The sequence below is a fragment of the Pseudomonas sp. 14P_5.3_Bac1 genome, assembly GCF_025466135.1.
Classification (GTDB): domain Bacteria; phylum Pseudomonadota; class Gammaproteobacteria; order Pseudomonadales; family Pseudomonadaceae; genus Aquipseudomonas.
Genome location: NZ_JANLOF010000057.1, coordinates 376,931 through 392,860, shown reverse-complemented (window position 1 = coordinate 392,860; position 15,930 = coordinate 376,931). Strand labels below are relative to the sequence as shown.

General features: G+C 58.1%; 16 protein-coding genes and 1 tRNA gene. 9 read left to right on the top strand and 8 right to left on the bottom strand.

The annotated features are described in order from the left end of the window. Positions 1–8 precede the first annotated feature (8 nt). The 3 genes from NTD89_RS15775 to NTD89_RS15765 form a co-directional block, all read right to left on the bottom strand. Positions 9–335: an Arc family DNA-binding protein gene (locus NTD89_RS15775; protein ID WP_003193592.1), complete on the bottom strand. Its 327-nt coding sequence runs from the start codon at positions 333–335 to the stop codon at positions 9–11. A 392-nt stretch (positions 336–727) separates the two neighbouring features. Then, the gene (locus NTD89_RS15770; protein WP_106576125.1) at positions 728–907 is read right to left on the bottom strand and encodes a PA3371 family protein; all 180 of its coding nucleotides are present in this window, start codon (positions 905–907) and stop codon (positions 728–730) included. A 10-nt stretch (positions 908–917) separates the two neighbouring features. Next, the gene (locus NTD89_RS15765) at positions 918–1,145 is read right to left on the bottom strand and encodes a hypothetical protein (protein ID WP_145159360.1); all 228 of its coding nucleotides are present in this window, start codon (positions 1,143–1,145) and stop codon (positions 918–920) included. A 328-nt stretch (positions 1,146–1,473) separates the two neighbouring features. Here NTD89_RS15765 and NTD89_RS15760 point away from each other — a divergent pair. Together NTD89_RS15760 and NTD89_RS15755 are read left to right on the top strand one after the other, a co-directional pair. Next, positions 1,474–1,550: transfer RNA gene (locus tag NTD89_RS15760), tRNA-Arg, on the top strand. A 280-nt stretch (positions 1,551–1,830) separates the two neighbouring features. Next, positions 1,831–3,216 carry an MFS transporter gene (locus tag NTD89_RS15755; protein ID WP_145159359.1) on the top strand — a complete coding sequence of 462 codons (1,386 nt, stop codon included), beginning with the start codon at positions 1,831–1,833 and terminating at the stop codon, positions 3,214–3,216. 61 nt (positions 3,217–3,277) lie between these two features. Here the strand turns inward: NTD89_RS15755 and NTD89_RS15750 are convergent, their stop codons facing one another. From NTD89_RS15750 to flgA, 4 genes are all read right to left on the bottom strand, one after another. Further along, positions 3,278–4,027, bottom strand: a complete 750-nt coding sequence (locus tag NTD89_RS15750; RefSeq protein ID WP_119741971.1) for a flagellar brake protein — start codon at positions 4,025–4,027, stop codon at positions 3,278–3,280. Between the two features lie 96 nt (positions 4,028–4,123). After that, positions 4,124–4,594: a flagella synthesis protein FlgN gene (locus NTD89_RS15745; RefSeq protein ID WP_145159358.1), complete on the bottom strand. Its 471-nt coding sequence runs from the start codon at positions 4,592–4,594 to the stop codon at positions 4,124–4,126. A 48-nt stretch (positions 4,595–4,642) separates the two neighbouring features. Continuing rightward, the gene (gene flgM, locus NTD89_RS15740; RefSeq protein WP_145159357.1) at positions 4,643–4,966 is read right to left on the bottom strand and encodes a flagellar biosynthesis anti-sigma factor FlgM; all 324 of its coding nucleotides are present in this window, start codon (positions 4,964–4,966) and stop codon (positions 4,643–4,645) included. A gap of 142 nt (positions 4,967–5,108) precedes the next feature. After that, positions 5,109–5,867 carry a flagellar basal body P-ring formation chaperone FlgA gene (flgA, locus tag NTD89_RS15735; RefSeq protein WP_262208539.1) on the bottom strand — a complete coding sequence of 253 codons (759 nt, stop codon included), beginning with the start codon at positions 5,865–5,867 and terminating at the stop codon, positions 5,109–5,111. 81 nt (positions 5,868–5,948) lie between these two features. Between flgA and NTD89_RS15730 the strand changes: the two genes are divergently transcribed. From NTD89_RS15730 to NTD89_RS15700, 7 genes are all read left to right on the top strand, one after another. Continuing rightward, positions 5,949–6,881 carry a chemotaxis protein CheV gene (locus tag NTD89_RS15730; protein ID WP_242196171.1) on the top strand — a complete coding sequence of 311 codons (933 nt, stop codon included), beginning with the start codon at positions 5,949–5,951 and terminating at the stop codon, positions 6,879–6,881. A gap of 43 nt (positions 6,882–6,924) precedes the next feature. Further along, on the top strand, positions 6,925–7,752 hold the full coding sequence (cheR, locus tag NTD89_RS15725) for a protein-glutamate O-methyltransferase CheR (protein ID WP_119741973.1): 828 nt from the start codon (positions 6,925–6,927) through the stop codon (positions 7,750–7,752). 353 nt (positions 7,753–8,105) lie between these two features. Continuing rightward, positions 8,106–8,513: a flagellar basal body rod protein FlgB gene (gene flgB, locus NTD89_RS15720; RefSeq protein ID WP_010208346.1), complete on the top strand. Its 408-nt coding sequence runs from the start codon at positions 8,106–8,108 to the stop codon at positions 8,511–8,513. Positions 8,514–8,516: 3 nt separating this feature from the next. Next, positions 8,517–8,969, top strand: a complete 453-nt coding sequence (flgC, locus tag NTD89_RS15715; protein ID WP_106576134.1) for a flagellar basal body rod protein FlgC — start codon at positions 8,517–8,519, stop codon at positions 8,967–8,969. A gap of 16 nt (positions 8,970–8,985) precedes the next feature. Then, positions 8,986–9,720 (top strand): flagellar hook assembly protein FlgD, encoded by a 735-nt coding sequence (flgD, locus tag NTD89_RS15710; RefSeq protein WP_242196168.1) that lies wholly within the window; start codon positions 8,986–8,988, stop codon positions 9,718–9,720. A 31-nt stretch (positions 9,721–9,751) separates the two neighbouring features. Further along, positions 9,752–11,062, top strand: a complete 1,311-nt coding sequence (gene flgE / locus NTD89_RS15705; RefSeq protein ID WP_262208538.1) for a flagellar hook protein FlgE — start codon at positions 9,752–9,754, stop codon at positions 11,060–11,062. 189 nt (positions 11,063–11,251) lie between these two features. Then, entirely contained in the window at positions 11,252–12,337 is a 1,086-nt protein-coding gene (locus tag NTD89_RS15700) for a hypothetical protein (RefSeq protein ID WP_262208537.1), read from the top strand. An 89-nt stretch (positions 12,338–12,426) separates the two neighbouring features. Here NTD89_RS15700 and NTD89_RS15695 read toward each other — a convergent pair whose 3' ends face one another. Then, on the bottom strand, positions 12,427–15,324 hold the full coding sequence (locus tag NTD89_RS15695) for a ribonucleoside-diphosphate reductase subunit alpha (protein WP_145159319.1): 2,898 nt from the start codon (positions 15,322–15,324) through the stop codon (positions 12,427–12,429). Positions 15,325–15,930 lie beyond the last annotated feature (606 nt).

The window sequence follows — 15,930 nt, the reverse complement described above, 5'->3', positions numbered from 1 at the left end:
ACTGCAGATCAATTGGCTTCTGCGGCCGCCTCGACGTCGTGCGCAATAAGCGAGACGAGAGCATTTTGCTGGCGGTGGGAGAGCTGACGAAAACGCTGCAGCAGTTCGCGTTCGTGCAGTGACAGCTCAGGGCTGTCCAGGCGCATGCTCAACTCTTCGCCCAGCGCACCTTCCTGAATAAGGCTCTGTTCCAGGCGCGCGATGATTTCGGAGTTCATGCTGCGGTGATGATTGCGAGCCACCTCGGCAATGCGTTCCCGCATTCCGTCTGGCAGACGTACGACGAACTTGTCAGCCGTACGGCTGGAATAAATTGCCTGTTTCAATGGGCGCATATATTTAACCGGTTAGTTCAGGGGAGCGGTTTTTGGAATTGGCCGCAAGATGAGTGTTAAGACAAGGCTCACGACCAAAGTTCAACCCGAATTACAAAGAGGCCGCATCATGCCTCAGATTTGACAGTTCCTTGGCGTCAATTCTGTGACAAATATTGAACTGCCTAAAGGCTTTATGCCAGCACTCATTTGCATTTTTGCGGACTGGTTTGAAAACTTTTCAACGAGTGATTCCGCAAAGGAACTTCTCGCAAGTCCAGGCCACGGCAGGGTTTGAGGCCGCACATCCTATAGCAATATGGCCTTTTGCCCTCGTGTTTAAGACTAGTGGCAATTTGCCGATTTACTAGCACGAGGCGACATAAGGTAGGGGGACAAGCAGGAGGGAGGGATCAGCGTAAGACGGGGTCGAATTTGATTCTGCGGCCCACGATGAGCGTCAGCAGCAGAAGGCTTGCACATACACCGGCAGCAACAAAAGCGGTGGTCTGCGCATCTTGGGCATCGGCGCCAAGGCCTGCGATGCCGGTTGCAACGGTCAGGCACAAAAACAGCCAGGCAGATTTAGTCATTCGCGATCCCTCAGAAAACCCAGTGTTCAGATGCTGGCGCGGCCTGACTGCCCTGGGTCAGGCGTACCGGCGATTGTGCGTTGGGCGTCATCACCGCCAATTGCGGGCGTTGTTGCAAATGGTGCGGCACCGCCTGGCTGATCTGTGCGGGATCATTGCTGCCAGTCGATTGAAAATGGAAGGTCACCAGTGCAGCAAGGGCTACGGTGTTGAGGGCTAACAGAAGGGCACTGTTCATGGTCATGTTCTCCGCTTAACGCCGTGGCCGGTTAGGTTTTGTAGGAGAAGTATTGCAGGTCTCGTGCCAAACTATTATTTCAATAAAATCAGTGGTTTAAGTCTACTTTAACGGCCCGTAAGGTTGCAATTTGCAATGCTGGCATTTTGGGGGAGTGCATTTTGCACGACGGTGATGGATCCCCCGGTTTTACGGGTTCAAACCGCGCTCTGCAGAACAAGGACAGGCCTACGCTCAAAAAGCCAACGGACGACATGACAAAACCTACCTCGGCCGTTAACATGCACGCCGTCCGTCGCCGCGCCTCTTGTCCGGTGGCTGTCATTTTGTCCCAGTAGCTCAATTGGATAGAGCATCCCCCTCCTAAGGGGAAGGTTGGCCGTTCGAACCGGCCCTGGGACACCAGATTCAGCACCTGTGAAAAAGCCCCGTCCAGAGCGCTCTGGCGGGGCTTTTTTGTGCGCGCCTGGTGAACACCGGTCGAACCTTGCAGCCGTTGAGGGTTCACAGCAGGTGCGCGGTGTATTTATCGCAAACTGTGTACCTTGCACATGGCCAGGCAGCGTCTGAGCCATATGCAAAATATTCCCCGGATACAGCCGATATCGCCTGTCCGGACCCGGCAACCCCGGACTATCATGCCGATAGCCCTGACTCTCACTGCAAGGAGCCGCTCGGAACGCCGATGCGCCAGATCTGGAAATCTTTTCGAGCCCTTTATTTCGCCTCCTTGATGATGTTGATCGGGTCCGGCCTGCTCAGCACCTACCTTGCCTTGCGCCTGGCAGCCGACCACGTCGACAGTCTGTGGGTGGGTGCGCTGATGGCGGCTAACTACTTTGGCCTGGTGTTGGGCGGCAAGATCGGGCACCGCCTGATCGCCCGTGTCGGGCATATTCGTGCCTATGCCACGTGTGCCGGGATTGTCGGGGCTGCCGTTTTGGGCCATGGCCTGATCAACTGGCTGCCCGCCTGGATCGTACTGCGGATGATCGTGGGCCTGGGGATGATGTGCCAGTACATGGTCATCGAGAGCTGGCTCAATGAGCAGGCGGACGCCAAGCAGCGTGGCGTGGTGTTCAGCGGTTATATGATTGCCTCCTACCTCGGGCTGGTGCTGGGTCAACTGATCCTGGTGATGCATCCGGAGCTCGGCCTCGAACTGCTGATGTTGGTCGCGCTGTGCTTCGCCCTGTGCCTGGTGCCGGTCGCCATGACCCGGCGCATTCACCCGGCGCCTTTGCATCCTGCGCCGATGGAGCCGCGCTTCTTTATAAAGCGCGTGCCTCAGTCGCTTAGTACCGTGTTGGGCGCAGGGCTGATCGTAGGTTCGTTCTATGGTCTGGCACCGCTCTATGCTTCGCAGCAAGGCCTGACCACCGAGCAAGTGGGTCTGTTCATGGGTAGCTGCATTTTCGCCGGGCTGGTGGTGCAGTGGCCTTTGGGCTGGCTCTCAGACCGCTATGACCGCGCCCTGCTGATTCGGTGTTTTGCCTTATGCCTGGCGGTGGCAGCGTTGCCGTTGGCGCTGCTCACCAAGGTGCCTCTGGAAGTGCTGTTCGTGGCCGGGTTTTTGTGTTCCCTGGTGCAGTTCTGCCTGTATCCGTTGGCGGTGGCGTTTTCCAATGACCACGTCGAGGGCGATCGGCGGGTATCGCTGACCGCGATGTTGCTGGTCACCTACGGCATCGGCGCCAGTGTCGGGCCGCTGCTGGCGGGCGTGGTCATGAAGCTGTTCGGCAGCCATATGCTGTATGCGTTTTTCAGCCTGTGTGCGTTGATTCTGGTGTGGCGTATCCGGCCGAAGGCGGTGACCAACCTGCACCAAGTGGACGATGCGCCGCTGCACCACGTGGCAATGCCTGACAGCATGTCCAGCTCGCCGCTGGTGGCATGTCTGGACCCTCGGGTGGATGAGGCGGTGGTGCAGGAGCAGATGCAGACTACCGTGCCGGATCCTGAGCCTGACACTGATCCACAGCCGCCAGTAGACGAGCCAGCTTTCGAAGGGCCGCCGGAACCTCTGGGGCCGGAGGAGCATCCTCACGACTTGAGCAGGGCGCGCCCCTGAATGCAAAAACGGGCAGATCCCATCAGGATCCGCCCGTTTTTTTTGCCGCAATGCTTAACGCTTAAAGATCATCGTCTTTGTCAAAGCGTCGCGCCTCGCGCTGCAACTGATACACAAACCGCTCAACCTGGCGCTGCACCAGCCCGCTCATGTTGTGAAAGCGCACGCCGGCGAAGGTGGTGTTGATCTTGTCTTCGAAGTGCAGGTAACGCAGCTCGACAGAGGTGGTCATGCTGCCAAAGGGCAGGGCGGCAATAAAGCGGTCATAGACCTGGCCCAGCTGCAGGCGCTCGGAAATGTCGCCTTCAAAGCGCAATTTGCAGCCGGTGGCGGAGATGTCCAGAAGCTTGCCGCTGATCGGCGCCTTGAGCTTCTCGCCGCCCAGTTCGATGCTGACCAGTTGCGCCAGCTTCAACGCCGCGCGAAAGGCATTGCGGCGTTGGTGGTAAACCACCTCGTCGGGCATGCTGCCGGTGTAGATGCGGTGGCCGTCTTTTTCACTGATGGTCAGCGTGCCGTTGCTTTCCCAGGCGACGCGTACGCCATCGTGGAAACCTTCGATACGAAAGGGTTCGCCATTCTCGAGGTAGCGTTCACCGTCACGCGGAATCATTTCGTCCAGGATCAGCGTCTTGCTGTCCCGGTCAACGTCCACCAGGTAGCTTTGAAAGCGCTGGCTGCGTTCATGGAAAGTGATGATCAGTGGATCATGGCTTTCTTGCAGCATCCGTAATGTGCTGGCGATTTCCAGAGGCGTGGTGAGCACCTTGGGTGGCTGCGGAGCATCTTCCGCATTAAGGGCGTTGAACACGGTTCTTCCATCTCCAGACAAAATACGACTACACGCAAGAACCGGCATTTTGCCAGCATGTAGCGCGCCTTGGATAGGGCGCGCTGTAAACCACTGTCAGGCTTGGCTGCGGGTGCTTGGCTTGACCAGACGCGAGGTGGAACCCTGGGCGTTATACAGCGCCGGGGGTTCTCCGCCGTGAAGGATGCGCAACTGATTGGCCGTCGTCGCTTGCTGCAGCTGGATCGACTGACCGTTGAGCAGGTTGGCTTCCTGGCACTGGGCAAGTAATTGATTAAGTGCGGTGCTCTGCGCCAGCAACTGATCGCCAACCGAAGAATGGCTGGCCAGTTGTGCGAGGCCGTCGTGATCAGCCGGGAGGCCCAGGCTGAGAAGAATTTCGCTGCGCTTTTTGCCGTGCTGTTCAAGCAGCACAATCAGCGACTGCTTGCGCGCCAGAATTTCTTCCAGCAAGCGCATGTCCCGGCCGTACAGGGCCAGGGACTCTTCCTTTAGCAGCTCGAGCAAATGTTGCGTCGGCGCCAGATCATCAATGATCAGTTGAAGCAAATGTTCGTCGTGGTGCATGGCTGGCCTTGGGTTTTAAGCGTCCAAAAGCCCTGCGCAGGCCTTTGCCTAGCGCTCGGCTTCGAAGTTAAGCAGCTTGCTGGCTACACGGCTGCTGTCGACTTTATAGCTGCCATCGGCAACGGCCTGTTTCAACTCGGCCACACGGGCTTTATTGACAACCGGCTGGTCGCGCAGCGAGTCAGTGACCTTTTGCAACTGTTGAGCCTCATTGCTCAGGTGAACCGATTCCCCGCTTTGGCTGGCGCTGGCCTGTTCGGTCTTGGCGGGCGCTGGCTGGGCCTTGGCTTCTACGCTGTCCTTGGCACCGCTGGTGCGCGTATTGCCGGGCAATGCCGGGGTGTTATTCAAACGACTGAAATCGATGACCATGATAAAAAAACCTCTGGGTATTTGGACGCTTGCCATGTTTTCGGCCATACCCGGACAAACTTTAGGCTCGATTGACAATAAACCTGTACAGGTCGACATCCAGAACACAGTGTAGGAAAAGCTGGCGTTTGATACCAGTGATCTATAAAGCGACCTCGACTTGGCCTGGCGCCATCACCTGTGCCTTGATCACGCGATTGGAATTGAGGTTCTTGACCCGGATCTGTTCGCTCATGCCGCCATTGGACAGCGCCTCGCCCGGCATCTTTACCGTCAGCCCGCCGCTGCTGGCGGAAATCACCACTTGGTCGCCCTTGCGAATCACTTCAGCCTGTTCCAGATGCACCAGCGTAATCACCTGGTCGGTGACCATTGGTCGGGTAAGTTTTTGCCCGACGGCCTGGTCCACAGAGGTGAGATAACCCTGGCTGATCGAGCTGATATCCCGTTCACGCAGCGCAACGTCTTCAAACCCGATGATGCCCGTCCGTTTGAGCGGGCGTGTGACAACCACTACATCACGAAACAGTTTGACCTGCGCCGGGACGAACACAGTCCAGGGCGAGGCGCCGTCGCAGCGTACTTTGACCGTCACGCGGCCGATGGGCTGGGCGGGGCTTTCCAGGGTGGCTGTCAATTCCTTGTCGCACATGGGCATGCGCAGGCGCGGGTCCAACTGGTTCACCTGAATTTCATAACGTCCCGGCGTCTGCGTGGTCGCCAGATAATCTTCTACAGTGAATTCAAGAAAGCCTTGAGTGACGCCGATAAGGAGATCAGGCAGGGTGACATTATCTGCACGGGCCATGGTGCCCGTGCCCAAGGCAAGCAATGCCAGCCAGACGCAGACAACTCTGCGGTAGCGTGGGATGCGTCGGGAAACTGTCGTTTTAAGGTTCATAAATCAATAAATAGCAAAGCTCGTGCCGTTTAGTGTTGGGTACGCGTCGTACCCCTAAGGTTTTTGCGTAGGAGTCTGGGCATGGCAGGAGTAATGGATTCAGTAAACCAGCGCACACAGCTGGTAGGGCAGAATCGCCTGGAGTTGTTGCTTTTTCGCCTGGACGGCAAGCAACTGTACGGCATCAATGTGTTTAAAGTGCGGGAAGTGCTGCAGTGTCCCAAACTGACGATCATGCCCAAGTCCAGTCCGGTGGTGTGTGGCGTGGCCAACATTCGTGGTGCGACCATTCCCATTCTTGACCTGGCCTTGGCCACCGGCTCTGCGGGGCTGCAGGACCGTCAGAATCCGTTCGTGATCATTACCGAATACAACACCAAGACCCAGGGTTTCCTGGTGCGCTCGGTAGAGCGCATCGTCAACATGAACTGGGAGGAGATCCACCCGCCGCCCAAGGGCACGGGGCGCGATCACTACCTGACGGCGGTGACACGGGTCGATAACCAGTTGGTGGAAATCATCGACGTGGAGAAGATCCTCGCGGAAGTTGCACCGACCTCCGAGTCGATTTCGGTAGGCGTCGTCGACGCCGAAACGGCGCACAAGGCAATCTCGCTGCGCGTGCTGACCGTGGACGACTCCTCGGTCGCGCGCAAGCAGGTGACCCGTTGCCTGCAGACCGTCGGCGTGGAAGTGGTGGCCCTCAACGACGGTCGCCAGGCCCTGGATTACCTGCGCAAGCTGGTGGATGAAGGCAAGAAGCCGGAAGAAGAATTTTTGATGATGATCTCCGACATCGAGATGCCGGAAATGGATGGCTACACGCTCACGGCCGAAATACGCAACGATCCACGCATGCAAAAATTGCATATCATCCTGCATACTTCGTTGTCGGGCGTATTCAATCAGGCGATGGTCAAGAAGGTCGGTGCCGATGACTTTCTGGCCAAATTCCGCCCTGATGACCTGGCATCCCGGGTAGTCGACCGGATCAAGGCAGCAGATCACGGCTAAGGGGAGTTCCCCTGGCGGTCACACGATTTAAGAGGCGGTATCATTGTCTACGGGTAATTTGGATTTCGAACAGTTCCGGGTCTTCCTGGAAAAAGCCTGTGGCATATTGCTCGGTGAAAACAAGCAGTACCTGGTATCCAGCCGCCTCAACAAACTGATGGAGCAGCAGGGCATCAAGTCGCTGGGCGAGTTGGTCCAGCGCATTCAGGGCCAGCCGCGCAGCGGGCTCAAGGAAATGGTGGTGGATGCCATGACCACCAACGAAACCCTGTGGTTTCGGGATACCTACCCCTTCGAAGTGCTCAAGAACAAAGTGCTGCCGGAGGCCATCAAGGCCAGCCCGGGCCAGCGCTTGCGTATCTGGTCGGCCGCTTGCTCCTCGGGGCAGGAACCGTACTCGATCTCGATGTCCATCGACGAATTCGAGCGCACGAACATGGGCCAGTTGAAGGCCGGGGCGCAGATTGTCGCCACTGACTTGTCCGGCACCATGCTCACCAATTGCAAGACCGGCGAGTACGACAGCCTGGCCCTGGGCCGTGGTTTGTCTCAGGAGCGCCTGCAGCGTTACTTCGACCCCAAAGGGGCGGGGCGCTGGGCAGTCAAGGCACCGATCAAGAGCCGGGTGGAGTTTCGTTCGTTCAACCTGCTCGACAGCTACGCCAGCCTGGGCAAGTTCGACATGGTGTTCTGCCGCAACGTGCTGATCTATTTCTCGGCCGAGGTGAAGAAAGACATCCTGTTGCGCATCCACGGCACGCTCAAGCGTGGTGGGTATCTGTTCCTTGGTGCGTCCGAGGCGCTGAACGGGTTGCCGGATCATTACCAGATGGTGCAGTGCAGTCCCGGTATCATTTACCAGGCCAAGTGATCGGCACATGAGCATTAAAAAACGGGAGGCCCCCAAAGGCCTCCCGTTTTTTATGCGCGCGATTCGGCAGGGTTCAAGCCCAGGCGACGCAATATTCAGTGTTCAGGCCGTTGCATTGAAGGGCTGCCTGCTGAACCTGTCGTCCAAGCAGCCGTGTCAGTGCCGGCAGTCTGCATAAAAGCGGCAACCGGTATTGCCGCTTTACTGGCGCCACGCGGAAGGCCGTTGCCGCTTTTCTGGCATTGCCACCGGCAAACTCTCCGCAAACCCTTGAATTACGGGCCTCGATGGAATTGGCATGCGCCTTGCTATAACCCTGTTACGAAAAGCAGGTCAGCCTAAAGGTTTCCGCCATGAGCATCAGCTTCGATAAAGCGCTCGGTATCCACGAACAAGCCCTGGGCTTCCGCGCCCAGCGTGCCGAAGTCCTGGCCAACAACATTGCCAACGCCGACACCCCGAACTACAAGGCTCGGGACCTGGACTTCTCTGCCGTGCTCGCCGCACAGCAGGACAAGACCAAGAACGGCACCTTCGCCTTGAACATGACCAACAGCCGTCATATTGAAGCGCAAGGCTTGAGCAATGGTGACGAGTCGTTGCTGTATCGCACGCCGATGCAGCCATCGATCGACCAGAACACCGTCGACGCTCAGCTGGAGCAATCGGCCTACGCCGAAAACTCGGTGAACTTCCAGGCCAGCTTCACCCTGCTCAACAGCAAATTCAAAGGGCTGATGTCAGCCCTGCGTGGAGAGTAAGCCATGTCCTTAGCCAGTGTTTTCAATATTGCCGGCAGTGGCATGAGCGCGCAGACCACGCGCCTGAACACCGTCGCCAGTAACATCGCCAACGCCGAGACCGTGTCTTCGAGCATTGACCAGACCTACCGTGCCCGTCACCCGGTGTTCGCCACCATGTTTCAGGACGGCCAAAGTGGCCAGAGCGGTAGCGGCGACTCGCTGTTCCAGAACCAGGACGCCGCAGGCCAGGGCGTGCAGGTGCTTGGCGTGGTCGAAGACCAGAGCAATCTGGAAGCCCGCTACGAACCCAACCATCCCGCCGCGAACGAAAAGGGTTACGTGTACTACCCCAACGTCAACGTGGTCGAGGAAATGGCCGACATGATTTCCGCCAGCCGCTCGTTCCAAACCAACGCGGAAATGATGAACACCGCCAAAACCATGATGCAGAAGGTCCTGACCCTGGGTCAGTGATAAGGGGCGCCAAATAATGGCCATTGTTGATAGCACTTCTACGACAACCAACACGCCGGTTCAGGACCTTTTCAACTCCAAGGTCAAGACCTCGACGGACAACAGCGGCCTCGCTTCGGTGGCCACGGCGGCCACCGGTAACCAGGCGCTGGGTAAAGATGCATTCCTGCAGCTGCTGGTAACCCAGCTGAAAAACCAGGACCCGCTGTCGCCACAGGACAATGGCGCCTTCGTGGCCCAGCTGGCTCAGTTCAGCAGCCTGGAAGGCATCAACACCCTGAACGACTCGGTGAATGCGATCTCCAGCAACTTCAGCTCCTCGCAAGCGCTGCAGGCGTCGTCGATGGTCGGGCGTTCGATCATCACCCAGACCGACAAGGCCATGGTTGATACCAGCAAGAGCATGACCGGCTCGGTGGCGGTGACCGCGGCGACGGGCAACGTCTCCGTGAAGATCACCGACAAGGACGGCAACGTGGTCCGCACCCTCGACATGGGCGCCCAAAGCGCCGGTGATTCCAGCTTTATCTGGGATGGCAAGGACGATAACGGCGAGGTCGCACCCGCCGGGACTTATACCTTCGCGGCCAGCACCAAAAATGATACGGGCGACTCGGTTGCCTTGTTGACTTCGCTGCCGGCAACAGTGACCAGCGTGACGTTGAGCCAGACCGGCGGCGAAATGCTGCTCAACCTTGCCGGCGGCATGGGCAGCGTCAAGCTGTCGCAAATTCAGACTATCGGTACATAGAGCCGGCTAAATACGGCAGAAGGAGAGAAACATGTCTTTTAACATCGGCCTTAGCGGCCTCTATGCGGCCAACAAACAACTGGACGTGACCGGCAACAACATCGCCAACGTCGCGACCACGGGCTTCAAGTCGTCCCGTGCCGAGTTCTCGGACATCTACGCCGCGTCCAAGCTGGGCACCGGCCAGAACAGTGTCGGCAGTGGTGTGAACCTGGCGGCCGTTTCCCAGCAGTTCACCCAGGGTGACGTCAACAACACCGGTGGTCTGCTGGACATGGCGATCCAGGGCGGCGGCTTCTTCGTTCAGAAGGGCAGTGACGGCTCGCTGGAATACACCCGCAGCGGTTCCTTCCGTTCGGATAAGGATGGCTACATCACCAACAACACCGGCACCTCGCGCCTGCAAGGCTACGCGGCGGACGCCGACGGCAACATCATCAAGGGCGCGCTGACCGACCTGCAATTGAACCTGTCGAACCTGCCGCCCAAGGCGTCCACCAAAGTCGATTCCACCAGTAACCTGAACTCGTCTTCGCCGGTGATCGATCAAACGACCAAGCCGTTTGATCCAACGGACTCCACCACCTTCAGCACCCAATACAACACCACCTTGTATGACACCCAGGGCAACGCCCACCCAATGGTGCAATACCTGGTGAAAACAGATTCCAACACCTGGAAATCCTACACCCTGATCGATGGCCGTAACCCTGACGGTTCGGCGCCTACCGGCACAGGCTCGACGCCGCCGGTCGCCTCGACGTTGAGCTTCGACGGTTCCGGCAAGCTCACCGGGATTGTCACGGGCACCACTTCCAGCACGACCTTGCAGCTGACCGGCTGGGTGCCAGGCACAGTGACCGACGGCGTGTGGACCCAAAACGGTGCGAACGCCAACCCAGGTGGGATTGCCATCAACATGAGCAACATCACCCAGTACAACTCGGCCACCTACCGTAACCCACCGGTCACCGATGGCTACGCCACCGGCCAGATCACCGGCCTGAACATTGACGGTAACGGCGTATTGTTCGCCACCTTCAGCAACCAGCAGAGCAAGTCCATCGGCCAGCTTTCCCTGGCCAGCTTCAACAACGAACAAGGCCTGCAGCCGGCGGGCGGCACCACTTGGAAAGAAACCTATGCATCGGGCCAGCCGGGTTACGACACCCCGCAAGCCGGTACCCTGGGTTCGATCGTGTCCAAATCCCTGGAGAACTCCAACGTCAACCTGACCAACGAGTTGGTGGACCTGATCAAGGCCCAGAGCAACTATCAGGCGAACGCCAAGACCATCTCCACTCAGAGCACCATCATGCAGACCATCATTCAGATGACCTGATGCTGTTGGCCTGACGCGCACGCGCAACAAAAGCCCCTCGATCGAGGGGCTTTTTTTTGCCTGCCATTTGGCATCGGGGAATATTCCCACCTCTCGCCTGATTACAGCCGACAGGCCCGTGTTGGAACCGGCCACACGGTTCTTCCCACTCATCAAGCCTCAACGTGTTCGATCACAAGGTGGCTCGGTATGGGAAGTTCGTCGATGTCCGGCCAAGGGGCTGGAGGTGTGCGTTATGGCGTTGGGTGGGCAGGGCAGTACCTGAATGGGGTCAGCCGATCAGAGGGCAACCGGGATGCGTTCGATGCCGATAAAGAGGCGGTCACGCAGCTTCTCAGGCAGTTGGATGACGCCGAGAAAACCTCCAAAAACCAGACGGTCCAGGACCTGCGCGACAAGCTCAATGACAAGCGAAACGCGCTGGGAGATGAAAAATTCAAAGCGATCCTTGAGCAGCTGAAGCGCGATGCGGTCACAGATTTTCTTGCGCTGTTGAAGAGGCTGTTTCCGGAGCTGTTTGCAGACGACGCGACTCCGTCTCCAACACCGCGTCCCACACCGTCGCCAGATCGCGGTGGCGGAGGCGGTGATGGCGGTCGGGTTAATCCAAGCGATTTTGGCGGCAGTGAGCCCATGAGTAATCTGCCGATTACCGAGGGCTCCAAGCATTTCAACTACAAGCCGGACGCAAGTAACCCGGGCAAGAAGCCGGACAATATCTGGAGTGGATTCAGCCAGGGGCCTGATGGTAATTGCGTCACGGTTGCCGCGATAAAGGGGGCGATGATGAAGTTTGGGCAGAAGCCCACTGATGTTTTCGCTGAGGTGCATGAGACCGCTGGTGGCTATCACGTCAAGATGCGCGATGGGTTCGAACTGGATTTATCCAAGGCTGAACTGAGGTACGCCGCCAGTTACGCGCAGTTCAAGGGGGACAACCCCTCTATGATGACCGACGCCAACTTCATGTACGCGGTGAGTGCCAAGCGTGCACAGATGGAAGGGAATGGTTTTGATGACAATCCCGAGGCTTCAAAACAGAGTTTTGCGCATGCGATGCAAAGCTTGAACAACGGTGAGATGGGGCAAGAGGCGCTGGACCGGCTTGGGTTGAAGGGCCTCTACAAAGCCTCTTCGAGTTCGGAGCTGGCAAGCGGCACACTGGGCGTTGTTGACTATGGCGGCCATTCAATGGCGGTAATTGGCGGGCGCGTGGAGTTGTGGGGAGGGCGGGGCGGCGCTCCCCAGGAAGGCAACGCCTACGAATTCGTTTAGCGTAAAAACAAAAAAACCGATAAACCCACTGCAGCAGGGTCTATCGGTTTTTTTCAACCCCGGGCAATCAAGCCCGGGATCAGCTCAGCTTATTGGCAAGCTTCGCAATCCGGCTCATCAATCGCGCAGGCCTTTGGCACTGGCGCTGGACCGGCTGGTGCTGCGAGAACCGAATCATCACCGTGGTTGCCGCCGCTGGAAACAGCGTTCAGCTTGCCGGTGTTGATGGTCGACTTCTCGGTGCTGGTCGCGGCCAGGGCACGGAGGTAGTAAGTGGTTTTCAGGCCACGGTACCAGGCCATGCGGTAGGTCACGTCGAGCTTCTTGCCCGATGCGCCAGCGATGTACAGGTTCAGCGATTGGGCCTGGTCGATCCACTTCTGACGGCGGCTGGCGGCGTCAACGATCCACTTGGTGTCCACTTCGAACGCAGTCGCGTAGAGCTCTTTGAGTTCTTGCGGGATGCGCTCGATCTGCTGCACCGAACCGTCGTAGTACTTCAGGTCGTTGATCATGACCGAGTCCCACAGGCCGCGGGCTTTCAGGTCGCGAACCAGGTACGGGTTGATCACGGTGAATTCGCCCGACAGGTTCGATTTCACATACAGGTTCTGGTAGGTCGGTTCGATCGACTGCGATACGCCAGTGATGTTGGCGATGGTGGCGGTCGGTGCGATGGCCATGATGTTGGAGTTACGAATGCCTTTCTGCACACGGGCACGTACCGGGGCCCAGTCCAGGGACTCTTCCAGGTCAACGTCGATGTACTTCTGGCCACGTTGCTCGATCAGGATCTGTTGCGAATCCAGCGGCAGGATGCCTTTGGACCACAGCGAACCCTGGAACGTCTCGTAGGCACCGCGCTCGTCGGCCAGGTCGCAGGAAGCCTGGATGGCGTAGTAGCTGACCGCTTCCATCGACTTGTCGGCGAACTCGACTGCAGCGTCCGAACCGTAAGGAATGTGCTGCAGGTACAGCGCGTCCTGGAAGCCCATGATGCCCAGGCCGACCGGACGGTGCTTGAAGTTGGAGTTCTGCGCCTGTGGTACCGAGTAGTAGTTGATGTCGATAACGTTATCGAGCATGCGAACGGCGGTATTCACGGTGCGTTCCAGCTTGGCGGTGTCCAGCTTGCCGTTGACGATGTGGTTCGGCAGGTTGATCGAGCCCAGGTTGCAAACGGCGATCTCGTCCTTGTTGGTGTTCAAGGTGATCTCGGTGCACAGGTTCGAGCTGTGGACCACGCCCACGTGCTGCTGCGGGCTGCGCAGGTTGCACGGGTCTTTGAAGGTCAGCCATGGGTGGCCGGTTTCAAACAGCATGGACAGCATTTTGCGCCACAGGTCTTTGGCCTGGATGGTCTTGAACAGCTTGATCTTGCCTGGGTACTGGGACAGGGCTTCGTAGTACTCGTAACGCTCCTCGAAGGCCTTGCCGGTCAGGTCGTGCAGGTCCGGTACTTCGGATGGCGAGAACAGGGTCCACGGGCCGTCATCGAAGACACGCTTCATGAACAGGTCAGGGATCCAGTTGGCGGTGTTCATGTCGTGGGTACGACGACGGTCATCACCGGTGTTCTTGCGCAGCTCGATGAACTCTTCAATGTCCATGTGCCAGGTTTCCAGGTAGGCACACACAGCGCCTTTGCGCTTGCCACCCTGGTTCACGGCTACAGCGGTGTCGTTCACTACTTTGAGGAACGGTACAACGCCCTGGGACTTGCCGTTGGTGCCCTTGATGTACGAACCCAGTGCACGCACAGGGGTCCAGTCGTTGCCCAGGCCGCCGGCGAATTTGGACAACATGGCGTTGTCGTGGATCGCGTGGTAGATGCCCGACAGGTCATCCGGCACGGTGGTCAGGTAGCAGCTCGACAGCTGTGGACGCAGGGTACCGGCGTTGAACAGGGTCGGGGTCGACGACATGTAGTCGAAGGACGACAACAGGTTGTAGAACTCGATGGCGCGGTCTTCTTTGTGCTTCTCTTCGATCGCCAGGCCCATGGCCACGCGCATGAAGAACACTTGCGGCAGTTCGAAACGGATACCGTCCTTGTGGATGAAGTAACGGTCGTACAGGGTCTGCAGGCCCAGGTAGGTGAACTGCTGATCGCGCTCGTGGTTGATCGCCTTGCCGAGTTTTTCCAGGTCGAAGGTGGCCAGGATCGGGTTGAGCAATTCGAACTCGATACCCTTGGCGATGTAGGCAGGCAGGGCCTTGGCGTACAGGTCAGCCATCTCGTGGTGGGTGGCGCTGTCGGCGACTTTCAGGAAGCCCAGGCCTTCGGCACGCAGGGTGTCCATCAGCAGGCGCGCGGTCACGAACGAGTAGTTCGGCTCACGTTCAACCAGGGTACGGGCGGTCATCACCAAGGCGGTGTTGACGTCGGTCAGGGCCACGCCGTCGTACAGGTTCTTCAGGGTTTCGCGCTGGATCAGGTCACCGTCGACTTCTTCCAGGCCTTCGCAGGCCTCGGTGATGATGGTGTTCAGGCGGCCCAGGTCCAGCGGTGCAAAGGTGCCGTCAGCCAGGGTGATGCGGATCGACGGGTGAGCTTGCACGGCAGCTTCTTCAGCCGGGGTGCGTACAGCGCGCTCTTTGGCGCGCGAGTCACGGTAGATCACGTAGTCGCGGGCAACTTTCTGCTCGCCGGCACGCATCAGGGCCAGTTCGACCTGGTCCTGGATTTCTTCGATGTGGATGGTGCCGCCCGAGGGCATGCGACGCTTGAAGGTCGCAGTGACTTGTTCGGTCAGGCGGGCAACAGTGTCATGGATGCGCGACGAGGCAGCAGCGGTGCCGCCTTCAACTGCAAGAAACGCTTTGGTGATGGCGACGGTGATTTTGTCATCGGTGTAAGGAACGACAGTGCCGTTACGCTTGATCACTCGCAGTTGGCCAGGTGCAGTGGCGGACAGATCCAGGTTCGAATCAGCGGCCTGCGGCACGGAGCCCTGCGGGTTCTCGCGAGTTGTGTCGGTTTGCATGGGGGGTTGTCTCCACATTCTATATTTATTTGGGCACCATCACGGTGCCCACCGTTCCGTCCTGAAGCACTTACAGCAGGCCTGGGGCCTGGCATAACAACTTCGGGACAGGAGGAAGGGAGCTCATCGCGCCGCTTCCATGCCGAAGTCTTCGGTTCGGGCCATGAGGCGCCCTTCGCCGTATTCCTGGTGGGTGACAGTTGCTCGCTTCAAGCACTGCAACACCCGTACCGCTTTCTGCCCTGGAGGCTGGAAAACGGCTGCCATCCGCGTGCGCGGTTTGGGCTTTTAAAAAATGCGTTGGTTCCAACCAAACGGGAGCAAGAAAGCGCTTGAGTTTCTTGTCTGATCTGTGTTTGGTTTTTCGCTTAAAACCCTACATGTAGGGTTTTTTTAGCGCCGAGGTACAAGATAATGCGTTTTGGGGGGCTTAGCAACGCACTACCTGTGGATAACGCTGTGGGTAAAATGTGTATGAATCGTAGAACGCCCGTGTAGGCCGCAGTACTACTGGATCGCGCCGTTTGTCACCGAATATTCCAAGGTAAAAACAGCCGATTGGAATTTTGAGGGCGCGAACCCTACCACAAAAAAATGCGATCACCG